Consider the following 14,607-nt stretch of genomic DNA (forward strand, 5'->3'; position numbering starts at 1 on the left):
GTCCTTGGTTACTGCTGAAGGAGGTGGGAAATTTCATCAGTGCGGGCCTGCATCAGCCCTGCGTCGCCGCGGGCTTCAACGTTCAGGCGCAGCAGCGGCTCGGTGTTGGAGCTGCGCAGGTTGAAGCGCCAGTCGCCGAAGTCGGCACTGATGCCGTCGGTGTGGTCCAGTACCGGCGCTTGCGCCGCGAAGTGCGCCATGACGCGGGCCACAGCGGCCTTGGCATCGGCCACCTTGAAGTTGATCTCGCCACTGCACGGATAGGCCGCCATGCGGTCTTCGACCCAGTCGGCCAGCGAGCGGCCGCTTTCGGAAATCAGCTGGGCGATCAGCAGCCACGGGATCATGCCGGAGTCGGCATAGGCGAATTCGCGGAAGTAGTGGTGGGCGCTCATCTCGCCGCCATACACCGCATCCTCGGCGCGCATCTTTTCCTTGATGAAGGCATGGCCGCTCTTGCACAGCACCGGTACGCCGCCCGCCTGCTCCACCATCTCCACGGTGTTCCAGACCAGGCGAGGGTCGTGCACGACCTTGCCGCCGGGATTGCGCGCGAGGATAGCCTTGGCCAGCAGGCCGACCAGGTAATAGCCCTCGATGAAGCGGCCGGTGTGATCGAAGAAGAAGCAGCGATCAAAGTCGCCGTCCCAGGCGATGCCGAAGTCAGCACCATGCTCGCGCACGGCGTCGGCAGTGGCGGCACGGTTTTCCGGCAGCAGCGGGTTGGGAATGCCGTTGGGGAAGTTGCCGTCGGGTTCGTGGCAGATGCGGATGAACTCGAACGGCAGGTGCGGTGCCAGCAGGTCGACGATGGCGCCCGCGCCGCCGTTGCCGGCATTCACCACCAGCTTCAGCGGCGTGAGCTTGCTGGCATCGACATAGCTGAGCAGGTGCTGGATGTAGGCGCTCTTGTCATGCTGGGCGGTCTGCCCGGCGCGCGGCGGCTGGGCCTCGGACGTATCGACGGCGACCGCGTCGGAAATCGCGAACAGGCCGGTATCGGAGCTGATCGGACGGGCATTCTCCTTGACCAGCTTCATCCCGTTGTAGTCCATCGGGTTGTGGCTGGCGGTCACCATCACGCCGCCGGCCGCACCGAGGTGATCGGTCTGGAAGTAGACCTCTTCGGTGCCGCACAGGCCGATGTCGATCACCTCGCGGCCGGTACCACGCAGGCCTGCGGCCAGCGCATCCTGCAGCGCCGGGCTGGTCAGGCGCACATCGTGGCCGAGGACCACCGGACCGGGAGCGAGCTGTGCGGCCAGGGCGACGCCGATGCGGCGGGCCAGGTCTTCGTTCAGTTCTTCCGGCACACGGCCGCGGATATCGTAGGCCTTGAAGGCGGGCAGGGGCATCGATCAGATCCTTTGTGAGCTCAGCCCCCAATTGTAGTCCCAGTCCCGTATGGGAATCGTTTCCATCGGGGAACGCCACCTGACTGGCGTTCGGGGGTCAGGCTCGCGTCGACCGTTTGCCCGCTTTACGGGAACGTTTGCCGGGCAGGCCCGGCAACGGCGCCAGCAGCGCCTGCACGTCTTCCTCGCTGAAGCGTGGCCCCGTGCTGCCGCCGCCTTCCAGAATCGAGTCGGCCAGCGTGGCCTTGCGTTCCTGCAGCTCGGCGATCCGTTCTTCAATGCTGCCTGCGGCGATCAGCCGGTAAACGAACACCGGCTGCTGCTGGCCGATGCGATGGGCGCGGTCACTGGCCTGGTTTTCGGCCGCCGGGTTCCACCAGGGGTCGAAGTGGATGACGGTGTCGGCGGCGGTCAGGTTCAACCCGACGCCACCTGCCTTCAGGCTGATCAGGAACACCGGCACCTCGCCCTGCATGAAGCGCTGCACCGGCGTAGCCCGGTCCTGGGTGTCGCCGGTCAGGGTCACATAGGCCAGCCCGAGCTCCTCCAGCGCCTGTGCGATCAGTGCCAGCATGCCGGTGAACTGCGAGAACACCAGGACCCGCCGGCCTTCCTCGACCATCGACGGCAGCATGTCGCGCAGCAGCTCCAGCTTGGCCGAGCCGGCATTGCGTGCCGGGGTGTCGCCCGGCAGCAGGCGCGGATCGCAGCAGACCTGGCGCAGCTTCAGCAGGGCATCCAGCACCACGATATGGCTGCGCGCCAGCCCGCTGCCGCTGATGGCCTCGCGCACCTGCTTTTCCATCGCTGCACGCACGGTTTCATAGAGATCACGCTGGCCGCCTTCCATGTCCACCGCACGGGTAATGAGGGTCTTGGGCGGAAGCTCTGACGCGACCTGGTCCTTGCGCCGGCGCAGGATGAAGGGACGCAGACGCTGCGCCAGCAACGTGGCGCGACGGTGGTCGCTGCCGCGTTCGATCGGATGGCGCCAATGCTGGTTGAACTGCTTTTCGCTGCCGAGCAGGCCGGGCAGCAGGAAGTCGAACTGCGTCCACAGCTCGCCCAGATGGTTCTCCAGTGGCGTGCCGGTCAGGCACAGGCGATGGCGGGCCTGCAGCGTGCGCAGGGTAATGGCCGCACGTGACTTCGGATTCTTCACCTGCTGGGCTTCATCCAGAATCAGCAGATGGTAGGCATGTGCCTGCAGCGCCTGCTCGTCGCGCCACAGCAGGGGATACGTGGTCAGCACAAGATCATGCTCGGGAATCGCCTCGAACAGTGCTTCGCGCGTCGGTCCGTGCAGGGTCAGCACCCGCAGGCCAGGGGTGAAGCGTGCGGCTTCGCTCTGCCAGTTGTGCAGCAGCGAGGTCGGCACCACCAGCAGCGCCGGCCGGTCCAAGCGGCCACTTTCCTTCTCGACCAGCAGATGCGCCAGCGTCTGCAGGGTCTTGCCCAGCCCCATGTCATCGGCCAGCACGCCGCCCAGACCCTGCTGGCGCAGGTACTGCAGCCACGACAGGCCTTCACGCTGATAGGGACGCAGCGTCGCCACCAGCCCCGCCGGTGGCGGCACTTCACCCAGTGCGGGTGCCTGCATCAGGCGCTGCACCAGTGCCTGGGTGTCCTTGCGCCCCCGGAACTGCAGGCGCGCCGTATCCCGCAGCGCCTGCAGGCGGCCACGGTCAAGCGCTGACAAGCGCAGCGGCGCGCCACGCTGGGCGAACAGGTCCGCCAGCAGGGCCATGATCGGTTTCAGTCGCGCGGCCCGCAGTGCCAGGCGGGTGTTGTCGCCTGCCATCAACAGGATGTTCTCGTCATCGCCGATGGCGTCCAGCTGGCCACGCATCCAGCGGGGATCGGACTGCAGCACCTGCTGCAGCAACGGAACCATCGACACGTTGCGGCCTTCCACCTGGATGTCCAGGCCCAGGTTGAACCAGCCCGCATCCGCCGGGTCGGCCTGGATGTCCAGGCCGATCTCATCCACCCGGGTGATGCGATGGCGGAAATCGTCGTCCGTCTCCACTTTCCAGCCCAGGGCTTCCAGGCGCGGCACGTCGTCCAGCAGGAACCGTGTCCAGTCATGGGTGCGCAGCTGGAACTGCGGGCCTGCGCCGTCCAATGGCGCCCGTGGCTCCGTGTCGCGATGCAGTCCCACCGTGCGCAGCTCGGCCTCGCGCCGTGACTCCTCAACCAGGTCGCGGGGCAGCAGGGCGAGCTGGCCCTCCGGATCGTGTGCGAACAGGCTCGGATCATCCAGGAACCGCACGTGCTCGTCGTATTCGAAGGCCACGGTCGCGATATCGGCCCATTGCGAAGGGTCGCGGGGGCCGAGCCACGGCGGACGGAACTCGACCGTGTGCAGGCGCAGGACGGGCGTCATCGAACGGATCAGCAGCGTTGGCAGCGTGCTGCTGTCGTCGGGCATGGGGGGCGTATGGTCGATCTGCTGCAGCATCTGCGCCAGCACAGCCGCCACGTGCATGCAGTCGTGGCCGAGCAGGCAGGAACACCGGTTGCGCAGCAGGCTGCGCGGATGGCGAAGGCTGGCGGCCAGGTCGATCTCCACCCGGTAGGAGTACTTGGCCGGGATCTTTACCTCAGCGACCAGAATGTCACCGAACAGACGCATGTTGTGGACTTCCGACAGGCCATGGTCGCTCATTTCCAGCGTCCGGCCTTTCATCCAGCGGAGCAGGTCTTCTTCGGTGTAGGTATGGGCCATCAACGAGGGTGGGGCGGGCACGGGGCCGGCCATTGGCAGGGGAACCCGGCATTCTACGGAACCCTGTGCGATGCCCGTGCAATGCTGCGGCGCATCCAGGCCCTTCGCCGCCCTCCAGCTAGAATGCGGTCATCCTCAACGTGCAGGGTAGTACAGCAATGCAGCAATCGACTTCCACCGGCAAGCGCAGCAAGCGCTTCGCCAGTGCGGCGGAGGCCCTGCAAGGGGTGGTCGCCGATGGCCAGACGCTGGCCGTGGGCGGCTTCGGCCTGTGTGGCATTCCCGAGGCACTGATCGCCGCGCTGCGCGACAGCGGCGCCAAGGGCCTGACCGTGATCTCCAACAATGCCGGCGTTGATGGTTTCGGCCTGGGCCAGCTGCTGGAAACCCGGCAGATCAGGAAGATGATTTCGTCCTATGTGGGCGAGAACAAGGAATTCGAGCGCCAGTTCTTGGCCGGCGAGCTCGAGCTGGAATTCAACCCGCAGGGCACCCTGGCCGAGCGCCTGCGTGCCGGCGGTGCAGGCATTCCGGCGTTCTTCACCGCCACCGGCTATGGCACCGTGGTGGCTGAAGGAAAGGAAACCCGCGAGTTCGACGGCAAGCACTACGTGATGGAAACCGCGCTGCGCGCCGACGTGGCGCTGGTCAAGGCGTGGAAGGCCGACGAAGCGGGCAACCTGGTGTTCCGCAAGACCGCGCGCAACTTCAATCCGGCTTGCGCGATGGCCGGCAAGGTCTGCATCGTGGAAGTGGAGGAGGTGGTGCCGGTCGGCGCGATTGATCCGGACCAGGTGCACCTGCCGGGCATCTACGTACACCGCATCGTGCACAACCCGCATCCTGAAAAGCGTATCGAACAGCGCACCATCCGCGCGGAGGGCAACTGACATGGCGTGGACCCGCGATGAGATGGCGGCACGTGCCGCCCGCGAACTGACCGATGGTGCGTACGTGAACCTGGGCATCGGCCTGCCGACCCTGGTTGCCAACCACATCCCCGAAGGGGTGGACGTGTGGCTGCAGTCGGAAAACGGCCTGCTCGGCATCGGTCCGTTCCCGACCGATGCCGAAGTGGACGCCGACCTGATCAATGCCGGCAAGCAGACCGTCACCGCGCGTGCCGGTGCCAGCTATTTCGGCAGCCACGACAGCTTCGCGATGATCCGCGGTGGCCATGTGAACCTGGCTATCCTCGGCGCCATGCAGGTCACCGACAAGGGTGACCTGGCCAACTGGATGGTGCCCGGCAAGATGGTCAAGGGCATGGGCGGTGCGATGGACCTGGTGGCCGGCGTGCAGCGCGTGGTGGTGCTGATGGAGCACACCGCCAAGAACGGCGAGCACAAGATCCTGACCGAATGCACGCTGCCGTTGACCGGTGTCGGCGTGGTCGACCGCATCATCACCGACCTGGCCGTGTTCGATGTCACCGACAAGGGGTTGCTGCTGGTGGAAGCCGCACCCGGTGTCAGCGATGACGAGTTGAAGGAAAAGACCGGCGTTGCGTTCCAGCGCGCTTGATGTCCCGGGGCGGCTGCAGGCCGCCCCTTTCCGGAAGGCACGCGATGCTGTTCCCCGACGATCTTCCTGATGCTGACGTCCAGCACCTGCGGGGTTGGCTGGCCCCGGCCGACGCGGACGCGCTGATGTCCGTGCTGCAGGCTGATGTGCCTTGGGAGGTCCATCGCATCCGCATGTTCGGCAACTGGGTGGATTCGCCGCGGCTGAGTTGCTGGATCGGCGATCCGCTGGCGCGCTACCGCTATTCCGGGGCTGAATTCGTGCCGCACCCCTGGCCACCCGCGTTGCAGGCCATGCGCGGGCGCCTGCAGGCGGAGGGCATCGGCCGCTTCAACAGCGTGCTGCTGAACCGCTATCGCGGCGGTGGCGACTACATGGGCTGGCACAGCGATGACGAGCCAGAGCTGGGGCCGACCCCGGTGATTGCTTCGCTGAGCCTGGGCGCGGCGCGCCGCTTCCTGCTGCGCCGGCGCGATGACCCGGCGCGGAAGGCCGAGTACCTGCTCGGCCATGGCGATCTGCTGGTGATGGCGGGGCAGACACAGCGGTTCTACCAGCACGCGCTGCCGAAGATGGCACGGGTGCAGGGTGAACGGATCAACCTGACGTTCCGCTGGATTACGCCACGCTGACCGGTCAGCGCGCGACGGTCGGCTGGTCGGCCTGCCCGCTTGTCAGCGTCCAGCCCACCATCTCCTGTGCCAGCTGCTGCAGGCCGCGCTCGAACGCGGCGGCAACCGCCGGCACGTCGGTACTGCCGACCGGCTGTGCCTGGCGGAAGGTACGGTCGGCGACCACGCGCTGGTCGGCCACATGGATCAGCTTGGCGTTGACCTCGATCACCACGGTCGGCGTGGCCTGGCCCAGGTAGTCCGATTCAAAGCGGCGCACATCGGTGGACAGCTTGTAGTCGGCACGGATGCCGGCACTGCTGCGCGCCACGCCACGGATGCGGCCGGAGTCCTCAAAGCCACGCAGCAGGGTGTCCTCGATCATGTCGGTGGCCGGCTGTGCCCAGCTGGCCCCCTTGTAGATCTCCATCTGCGACGGCGTCGGCCGCACGTTGATACGCGGGCTGTCGACCATGCGCGCGGCGCTGGGCTTGGCCAGCACCAGCTGCCAGCCCACCTGTGGCCACGCCGGGTCGGCCTTCACCTGCACGGACGGCGAGTACAGCGTCACTGCGGTTTTCTCGCTGCTGCCAAGGATGGAGCAGCCGCCCAGCAGGGTGACCATCGAAGCGGCCAGCAGCAGGCGCGGAAGGGCGGTCGGGCTCATTTGGGTTCGAACTCCTTCGGTGCGTCGCGGCCCAGCAGGTAGCGCGCGGGGTTGTTCTCGAGGCGGTCGCTGACCCGGCGCAGATCGCGGATCAGGCCGCGCAGTTCGGTCAGCGTCGGGCCGAGCTGGCCGAGGCCATCGTTGGCGAAGCTGTTGATCGCGGCACGGTTCTCGCCAAGGATCGAGTCGGCGTTGCCAGCGGCCGAATCAAGCTTGGCCAGGGTGGCGTCGAGCTTGTCGATGATGCCCGGCAGCTGCTGCACCAGGTTCTTGTCCAGGCGCTCGATGGTGCCATTGGTGGTCTTCAGCGTGGTGTCCAGGCTGCGGGCGGCATCGCGCGCGCTGAGCAGCAGCGCCTGCGTGCCCTGGTCGCGGTCGGCCAGGCCGCCGCTGATCGTTTCCAGGTTGGCCAGCGTCGCGTTGATCGAGGCCACGTTGCGGTCGCTGAGGATCTGGTCCATGCGCTCGACGATGCGGTTGGCAACGTCGGTGATGTTCTGCAGCGCCGACGGCGTGGTTGGAATGATCGGCGCCGGGTCCTTGTTGACCGTGGTCAGTGCCGGCGACTGCGGCGTACCACCGCTGAGCTGGATGATCGACGGGCCGGTCAGGCTGGTGATCGCCAGCTTTGCACGGGTATCGGTCTTGACCGGGGTGGTCGAGTTCAGGCGGATGCGTGCGACCACCTGGCGCGGGTCGTCCGGAACCAGGTTCAGTTCGATGATCGAACCCACCGCGATGCCGTTGTACTGCACCGGGCTGCCCACCGACAGGCCAGTTACTGCCTCGCGGAACACCACGCGGTATTCCTGCCAGGTACGGTCGGAGGAGTACTTGGCCGCCCACAGGCCGAAGGCCAGCAGGGCCAGGCCGGTGATCAGGGTGAACGCGCCGATCAGCACGTAGTTGGCTTTGGTTTCCATGGCTCAGGCACTCTCGATCTGTTCGCCGCGCGCGGCACGCGCACGCGGTCCGTGGAAGTATTCCTGGATCCACGGATGATCCAGTTTCTCGATGTCCGGCAGTGGCGCGTTGGCCACCACTTTGCGGTCGGCGATCACCGCCACCCGGTCGCAGATCGCATACAGCGTGTCCAGGTCGTGGGTGATCAGGAACACGGTCAACCCCAGTGCTTCCTGCAGGGTCTTGATCAGGCGGTCGAAGGCGGCCGCGCCGATCGGGTCGAGTCCGGCGGTCGGTTCATCCAGGAACAGCAGCGGCGGGTCCAGTGCCAACGCGCGGGCCAGGCCGGCGCGCTTGCGCATGCCGCCGGACAGCTGCGAGGGCAGTTTGTTGATCGCATCGGCGGGCAGGCCGGCCAGCTTCACCTTCAGCAGCGCCAGTTCGTAGTGCCAGCGCTCGGGCAGTTCGCGGTGGTGCTCCTTCAACGGTACCTGCACGTTCTCGCCTACGGTCAGCGACGAGAACAACGCACCGTCCTGGAACAGCACGCCGGTGTTGCGCTCGATGTGCAGGCGGCTCTCGGCATCGTCGGCACGCGCGTCGCGGCCCAGCACCTCGATCCGGCCTTCGTCGGGCGTGCGCAGGCCGAGGATCGAGCGCATCAGTACCGACTTGCCGGTACCGGAGCCGCCCACCACGCCGAGAATTTCGCCGCGGCGCACGTCCAGGTCCAGGTCCTCGTGCACGGTCTGGCTGCCGAAGCGGTTGACCAGCCCGCGCACGCGGATGGCCAGGTCGTGGCCATCGTCGTCCTGCATGGGAATGTCGTCGGGCGTCGGATGCGTGCTCATGTCACCAGTCCATGTGCATGAACCACAACGCCGCGAAGGCGTCGATGATGATCACCAGCGAGATGGTCTGCACCACGCTGGAGGTGGTGCGTTCGCCCACCGACTGCGCCGTGCCTTCCACCTTCAGGCCTTCCAGGCAGCCGATCAGGCCGATCACCAGCGCGAACACCGGCGCCTTCGACAGGCCGACCAGCATGTGCCGCACTTCCATCGTCTCGTGCATGCGCGCGATGTACATCTGCGGCGGGATGTCGAGGTCGAACGCACCGACGGTGATGCCGCCAGCCAGGCCGGCCACCATCGCAATGAAGGTCAGCAGCGGCAGGGTGACCAGCAGCGCCAGCAGCCGTGGCAGCACCAGCAGGTCGATCGGATCCAGGCCCAGGGTCCGCATCGCATCGATTTCCTCGCGCGCTTTCATCGCACCGATCTGTGCGGTGAAGGCGCTGGCGGTGCGGCCGGCCAGCACGATGGCGGTCAGCAGCACCGCGAACTCGCGCAGGAAGGCGATGTTGACCAGCTCGACCACGTAGATCTCGGCGCCGAAGTCGCGAAGGATGGTCGAGCCGAGGAAGGCGATCACCGCGCCCACCAGGTAGGACAGCAGCGCCACCAGCGGTACCGCGTCCAGCCCGACCTGCTCCATCTGGTGCACGGTGGCGGTCAGGCGGAAGCGACGGGGTTCCTTGACCAGGCGAGCTCCCTTGACCAGGTTCTCGCCGAGGAAACTGCACAGCGCCTTGATGTTGTGGCCGGTGGCATGGACGCTGACACCCAGCCGTTCCAGCGCCGCCAGCACGCCGAAGTCGCGCTTGGGCTTGGGCCGGTCGTCGGCCACTTCCTCGATGGTGCACACCAGTGCCTGGTGATCCGGGCGGAACTTCAGTGCGTCCTCGCCGAGGTCGGCGCGATGGGCTACGCGCAGCACCTGCAGCACGCCGGCCGAATCCATTTTCTCGATGGCGGTGGCATCGATGCCGGTCAGCGTGTCGGGAACGCCGCGCAGGACTTCGGCCGCGGCCAGCGCGGTCTTCAAGGTCCAGGTGCCGGACAGGCGGATCACGCCCGGGTCATGGGCATCCTGTTCGAGCTGGGGGGCGTGGTTCGGGGTCACTTGGGCCATTCGGGTCGCAGCATAACCGTTCTGTATTGGGCTTCGCGTCGAACTCGGATGAATTTCTCCGGTAAGGCCCAGCCTAGGTAATACTACGGCGCATGTCCGCAGACGCTCACACGATCCCCACGCCCCAGGCCAGCTACGCACAGCGCGTGGCCTTCGTTTCCGAGATCGCCGGACGCCTGCACAGCTATGGCACAACGGCCCAGCGCCTGGAAACAGCGGTGGTGGCACTGGCCCGCCAGCTCGATCTGGATTGTGAACCGTGGTCGAATCCCACCGGTATCATCCTCAGCTTCAGCGACCCGGCGCAGGCGATCGGCTCCAGTGACATCACCCGCGTGATCCGCTTGGCGCCCGGCGAGAACGACCTGCACAAGCTCAGCGTCGCCGACCATATCGCCGAGGAAGTGGCCAATGGGCGGATGAGCATCGCCCAGGGCCACACCGCATTGCGCCAGCTGGACAAGGATCCGGGCCGGCGCGGCAAGCTGCGCACCATCCTTTCGTTCACCCTCGGCGCGGCCGGCGTGGCCGGCATGTGGAAGCTGCCGTGGCTGGACATCGCCACCGCCGGTGTCATCGGCCTGATGATCGGCCTGCTCGGCATGGTCACCGACCGTCGCCCGGCCACCCGCGAAGCAGCCGAGGCACTGGCCGCGCTGCTGGCCGGCCTGGTCGCCACGCTGGTCGCGTCCTTCATCGGCGCGCTCAACCTCAACACAGTGATCATCGCCTCGCTGGTGGTGCTGCTGCCGGGCATGTCGCTGACCAATGCGGTCAATGAACTGGCCAGCCAGCACTGGGTGTCGGGGACCGCGCGCTTCGCCGGTGCGCTGACCACCATCATGAAACTCAGTGTGGGCGCGATGATCGCGGTGACCTTGGCCGACGTGCTCGGCCTCGACCCGGTGATCCGCGCGGCGCGGCCGCAGGGGCCCTGGGTGGAGTGGGGCTCGCTGCTGACCGCGGCGTTCGCCTTCGCGATGCTGTTCAAGGCCAACCGCCGCGATTACCCGTGGGTGATCGCCGCCTCGGTGGCCGGCTATGCGATCTCCAAGTTCGGTGGCCACGCCTGGGGCGCGCCGGCCGGCATCTTCCTGTCGGCGATGCTGCTGACCGCCGGTGGCAATCTGTTCGGCCGTCTCGTTGGCCGCCCGGGTGCGATCATCCGCCTGCCTGGCATCATCATGATGGTGCCAGGCAGCACCAGCCTGCGCGGCGTGCTGACCCTGGTCCAGCAGCAGGACGTGGGTGCCGGCCAGAGCGTGTTCCTCACCGTGCTCAACGTGGTGATGGCCCTGGTCGCCGGCCTGCTGTTCGGCAACCTGCTGATGCCCGCTCGCAAAACCCTGTAATGATGTCGGTGGGTGTGGACCGTTGGTCCACACGCCGGGAGGGCTGCTTGCTGTGGGTGTGGACCTCGGTCCACACACCGAAGAATGAAAAACGCCGGCTTTCGCCGGCGTTTTTCATTGCATCCCGATCCGGCCTCAGGCCTTCTTGATCAGGAAATCTTCCGGCTTCTTGTTGCCCTTGGCAGTCAGCTCAGCCATCCAGCGCGGCTGCTTGCCACGGCCGGTCCAGGTTTCCTTGGGGTTGGCCGGGTTGCGGTACTTCGGGGCAACCTTGCCCAGCTTGCGGCCGGCGGTCTTCGACGGGGCCTTGGCGGCCGGAGCGGCCTTGCGGGCACGCGTGGCCGGGGCGCTGCCGAACAGTTCTTCGATGGTGTAACCCTCGGTCTTGGCCAGCTTGGTCAGCTGGGCCCGGACCTTGGTGATCGGCCGGCGCTTGGCGACGATGGTCTGCTGCTTCTTGGCGGTACGGATCAGGGCGCCCAGCTCGCGTGCTGACAGGCCGGTCAGGTCAATGCTCATTTACGGTTACTCCGGAAACTAATGTGTGGACGGGACAAGCCAGTCCATGGCGTCGGCGGACAGAATAGAGATGAATTAATCACAGCACAAATGCAGGCGGGTCATGGCGTGGCGGCATGCAGGCGCCGTCGCGGTGATTTTGACCGGATTATGTCCGCTGCAATATCGGGGAAGACCGCGGCAGAAAAAAAAGACCGGGGCAGGGCCCGGTCTTTTTCCTGATCAGCCCTGCAGACGCTGCAGCAGGGAGGCCTTGTCCAGGCTTTCCGCTTCGCTGGCGCGGCGCGAGCGGTATTCGTAGGTACCGGCGGCCAGGCCGCGTTCGCTGACCACCACGCGGTGCGGGATGCCGATCAGTTCCATGTCGGCGAACATCGCGCCCGGGCGCAGGCCGCGATCGTCAAGCGCCGCATCCAGGCCGGCATCGCGCAGTTCCTGCAACAGGTTGGCCGCAGCGTCGGCGACGGCAGCGTCGCCCTTCGGGTTGATCACGCACACCACCACCTGCCACGGCGCCATCGCGTCCGGCCAGATGATGCCGGCATCGTCATGGTTCTGTTCGATCGCGGCAGCCACCACGCGCGAGATACCGATGCCATAGCAGCCCATCGCCATCACCGCCGCCTTGCCGTTCTCGTCCAGCACCGTGGCATCCAGCGCTTCGGCGTACTTGCGGCCCAGCTGGAATACGTGGCCGACTTCGATGCCACGGGCGATCTTCAGTTCGCCGCCGTCCAGCGCGCGGTCACCGGCACGCACGTTGCGGATGTCGGCCACTTCCGGTTCCGGCAGGTCGCGGCCCCAGTTGACGCCGGCCAGGTGGAAACCGGCTTCGTTGGCGCCGACGACGAAGTCGGACATCGCCGCCACTTCGCGATCAGCCACCACGCGGATGGCCTTGGCCGGGGCGACCGGGCCGAGGAAGCCCGGCACGCTGCCCAGGTACTCGGCGATTTCCGCCTCGCTGGCAAAGCGCTGTTCGTCCAGGCCGGCAACCTTGGCCAGCTTGATCTCGTTGACCTCATGGTCGCCGCGCACCAGCACCAGCACGAACTGCTGTGCCTTGCCTTCGCCAGCGATCAGCGCCACCGACTTCACCGTGCGCTGCAGGTCGATGCCGAGCAGGGCCGCGACATCCTCGCAGGTCTTCTGGGTGGGGGTGTCGACCTTGCGCATGGCTTCGCTGGCGGCGGCACGCGGTGCCGGATCGGCGGCAATCGCCGCTTCCATGTTGGCCGCGTAGTCCGAACCGGTGGAGAACACCAGCGCGTCCTCGCCGGAATCGGCGATCACGTGGAATTCCTGCGACGCATCGCCGCCGATCGCACCGGAGTCGGCCTGCACCATGCGGAAGTCCAGGCCGAGGCGGGTGAAGATGCGGCTGTAGGCCGACTTCATGTTCTCGTACTCGCGCACCAGGCACTCATCGTGCAGGTGGAACGAATAGGCGTCCTTCATCAGAAACTCGCGCGAACGCATCACGCCGAAGCGCGGACGGATCTCGTCGCGGAACTTGGTCTGCACCTGGTAGAAATTGACCGGCAGCTGCTTGTAGCTGGACAGCTCGCTGCGCGCGAAGTCGCAGGCGGCTTCTTCGGCGGTCGGGCTGTAGCAGAACACCTGGTCCTTGCGGTCCTTGATCTTCAGCAGCTGCGGGCCGAACTTCTGCCAGCGGCCGGTCTGCTCCCACAGTTCCTTCGGCTGGATGGTCGGGATCTGGAATTCCACGGCACCGGCGCGGTCCATTTCCTCGCGCACGATGCGCTCGACCTTGCGCAGCACGCGCAGGCCCAGCGGCGACCAGGTGTACAGGCCCGATGCCAGCTTGCGGATCATGCCCGCGCGCAGCATCAGCCGGTGGCTGGTGAGCTCGGCGTCGCTGGGGGTTTCCTTGGTGGTGTGCAGGTGGAACTGGGAGAGGCGCATCGTCGGCTTCGGATAACGGCAGAGACGCCTATTCTGCCAGCCCGGCCGGGGGGAGGGGTATCGGCAGGGCTGCGCCCTGCACCCGCCTCAAGCAACGTCAACTGCAACTGCCGAAGCAACGGCAAAGGCGAGTTTACTGGGGGATGGCGGGGTGGGCCCGGTGGCAGGGGACGCCGTAAACCCCGCTCCGCGGTCCGGCCCAGCCGCTGGCGGCTGTGCGTTCGGGCGCTTGCGAAGCAGTGCTTCGCGAGCAAAGCGCCCTCACCCATGGGGGCTTGGTCGCGGCATCCATGCCGCTCACACCCCTGCCACCGTACCCACCCCCGCCTTCGACAGATTCCTGCGACCTGCCTGCATTTCTGTAGAGTCGAGCCTTGCTCGGCTGCTGTTCGATCAATTCCCGAAATATTCGATTTCCATGGAGATTGATCCACATATGGCGTAGATCAACTGCCCACCGGCCACCGGCCAACTGTCGAAGGCGGGGCACTGTGGGTTTGCGGGGTGTGAGCCGCATGGATGCGGCGACCAAGCCCCCAGGGATGGGTTTACGGCGTCCCCGCAAACCCACAGTGCCCCGCCATCCCTCAGGAAGCCGCTTTGGCGTTTGACGTTGCCGTTGCTTGAAGCAGGTGCAGGGCTGCAAGCCCTGCCGATACCCTCACTCCGCCGGGCAGTAAGCCTTGATCGCCGCTTCAGCCAACCCCTTCTGCGCACTGCGCTGCTCCGGAGCCAACGGGGTATCGGCCTTGCCATCGCCATCGGTGTCCTGCATCACCTGGCCACCACCGTCCAGCAGGGCCAGGTTGGCCCGGGCCGTGCTGCACTGCTCAGGCACCGGTGCGGCGGGGGTCTCGGCGCTGGCCGCAGCCTGTGGGCTGCGCGCCTGCGCACGGGTCTCGAATTTCCTGCCCGCCGGAGGGGTCTCCGAATACTGGGTCACGCCATTGGCGTCCTTCCATTTATAGACCGGGCCAGCCACGACGTTGGCACTGGCCAACAGCAGCAGGCATCCAAGGCAGGACAGGGCACGCATGGCAAACTCCAC

13 protein-coding genes are annotated in these 14,607 nt (G+C 66.5%); 4 read left to right on the plus strand and 9 right to left on the minus strand.

What is annotated here, in order from left to right:
• Window positions 1-8 precede the first annotated feature (8 nt).
• Window positions 9-1,355, minus strand: coding sequence for a phosphohexomutase domain-containing protein (locus GOC52_RS02585; protein WP_049410544.1), 1,347 nt, complete (start codon window positions 1,353-1,355; stop codon window positions 9-11).
• Between the two features lie 97 nt (window positions 1,356-1,452).
• A complete protein-coding gene (locus tag GOC52_RS02590) occupies window positions 1,453-4,083 on the minus strand; it encodes an SNF2-related protein (protein ID WP_191851395.1) in 2,631 nt (876 codons plus the stop codon).
• Window positions 4,084-4,241: 158 nt separating this feature from the next.
• Here GOC52_RS02590 and GOC52_RS02595 point away from each other — a divergent pair, with 158 nt between their 5' ends.
• Genes GOC52_RS02595 through GOC52_RS02605 form a run of 3 tightly spaced genes read left to right on the plus strand, consistent with a single transcriptional unit; the run spans window position 4,242 to window position 6,239 of the window.
• Complete coding sequence (locus tag GOC52_RS02595; RefSeq protein WP_043398748.1) at window positions 4,242-4,973, plus strand: CoA transferase subunit A; 732 nt, start codon at window positions 4,242-4,244, stop codon at window positions 4,971-4,973.
• A gap of 1 nt (window position 4,974) precedes the next feature.
• Window positions 4,975-5,607, plus strand: coding sequence for a CoA transferase subunit B (locus GOC52_RS02600; protein WP_109814907.1), 633 nt, complete (start codon window positions 4,975-4,977; stop codon window positions 5,605-5,607).
• A gap of 44 nt (window positions 5,608-5,651) precedes the next feature.
• A complete protein-coding gene (locus GOC52_RS02605; RefSeq protein WP_057502853.1) occupies window positions 5,652-6,239 on the plus strand; it encodes an alpha-ketoglutarate-dependent dioxygenase AlkB family protein in 588 nt (195 codons plus the stop codon).
• A gap of 4 nt (window positions 6,240-6,243) precedes the next feature.
• Here the strand turns inward: GOC52_RS02605 and GOC52_RS02610 are convergent, their stop codons facing one another.
• Genes GOC52_RS02610 through GOC52_RS02625 form a run of 4 tightly spaced genes read right to left on the minus strand, consistent with a single transcriptional unit; the run spans window position 6,244 to window position 9,762 of the window.
• Complete coding sequence (locus GOC52_RS02610) at window positions 6,244-6,885, minus strand: ABC-type transport auxiliary lipoprotein family protein (protein WP_049455356.1); 642 nt, start codon at window positions 6,883-6,885, stop codon at window positions 6,244-6,246.
• On the minus strand, window positions 6,882-7,808 hold the full coding sequence (locus tag GOC52_RS02615) for an MlaD family protein (RefSeq protein WP_010480691.1): 927 nt from the start codon (window positions 7,806-7,808) through the stop codon (window positions 6,882-6,884). Before GOC52_RS02615 ends, GOC52_RS02610 begins: the two co-directional genes overlap by 4 nt.
• A 3-nt stretch (window positions 7,809-7,811) precedes the next feature.
• Window positions 7,812-8,639: an ABC transporter ATP-binding protein gene (locus GOC52_RS02620; protein ID WP_010480693.1), complete on the minus strand. Its 828-nt coding sequence runs from the start codon at window positions 8,637-8,639 to the stop codon at window positions 7,812-7,814.
• 1 nt (window position 8,640) lies between these two features.
• Window positions 8,641-9,762: an ABC transporter permease gene (locus GOC52_RS02625; protein WP_010480695.1), complete on the minus strand. Its 1,122-nt coding sequence runs from the start codon at window positions 9,760-9,762 to the stop codon at window positions 8,641-8,643.
• Between the two features lie 92 nt (window positions 9,763-9,854).
• Here GOC52_RS02625 and GOC52_RS02630 point away from each other — a divergent pair, with 92 nt between their 5' ends.
• The gene (locus GOC52_RS02630) at window positions 9,855-11,114 is read left to right on the plus strand and encodes a threonine/serine exporter family protein (protein WP_010480697.1); all 1,260 of its coding nucleotides are present in this window, start codon (window positions 9,855-9,857) and stop codon (window positions 11,112-11,114) included.
• Window positions 11,115-11,249: 135 nt separating this feature from the next.
• Here GOC52_RS02630 and GOC52_RS02635 read toward each other — a convergent pair whose 3' ends face one another.
• The 3 genes from GOC52_RS02635 to GOC52_RS02645 form a co-directional block, all read right to left on the minus strand.
• Complete coding sequence (locus GOC52_RS02635) at window positions 11,250-11,633, minus strand: H-NS histone family protein (RefSeq protein ID WP_010480700.1); 384 nt, start codon at window positions 11,631-11,633, stop codon at window positions 11,250-11,252.
• A 222-nt stretch (window positions 11,634-11,855) separates the two neighbouring features.
• Window positions 11,856-13,559 carry a proline--tRNA ligase gene (locus GOC52_RS02640; RefSeq protein WP_126560912.1) on the minus strand — a complete coding sequence of 568 codons (1,704 nt, stop codon included), beginning with the start codon at window positions 13,557-13,559 and terminating at the stop codon, window positions 11,856-11,858.
• A 661-nt stretch (window positions 13,560-14,220) separates the two neighbouring features.
• Entirely contained in the window at window positions 14,221-14,595 is a 375-nt protein-coding gene (locus GOC52_RS02645) for a DUF4124 domain-containing protein (RefSeq protein ID WP_029379706.1), read from the minus strand.
• Between the last annotated feature and the right edge of the window lie 12 nt (window positions 14,596-14,607).

Source organism: Stenotrophomonas sp. SXG-1 (genome assembly GCF_014083965.1).
GTDB lineage: Bacteria > Pseudomonadota > Gammaproteobacteria > Xanthomonadales > Xanthomonadaceae > Stenotrophomonas > Stenotrophomonas geniculata.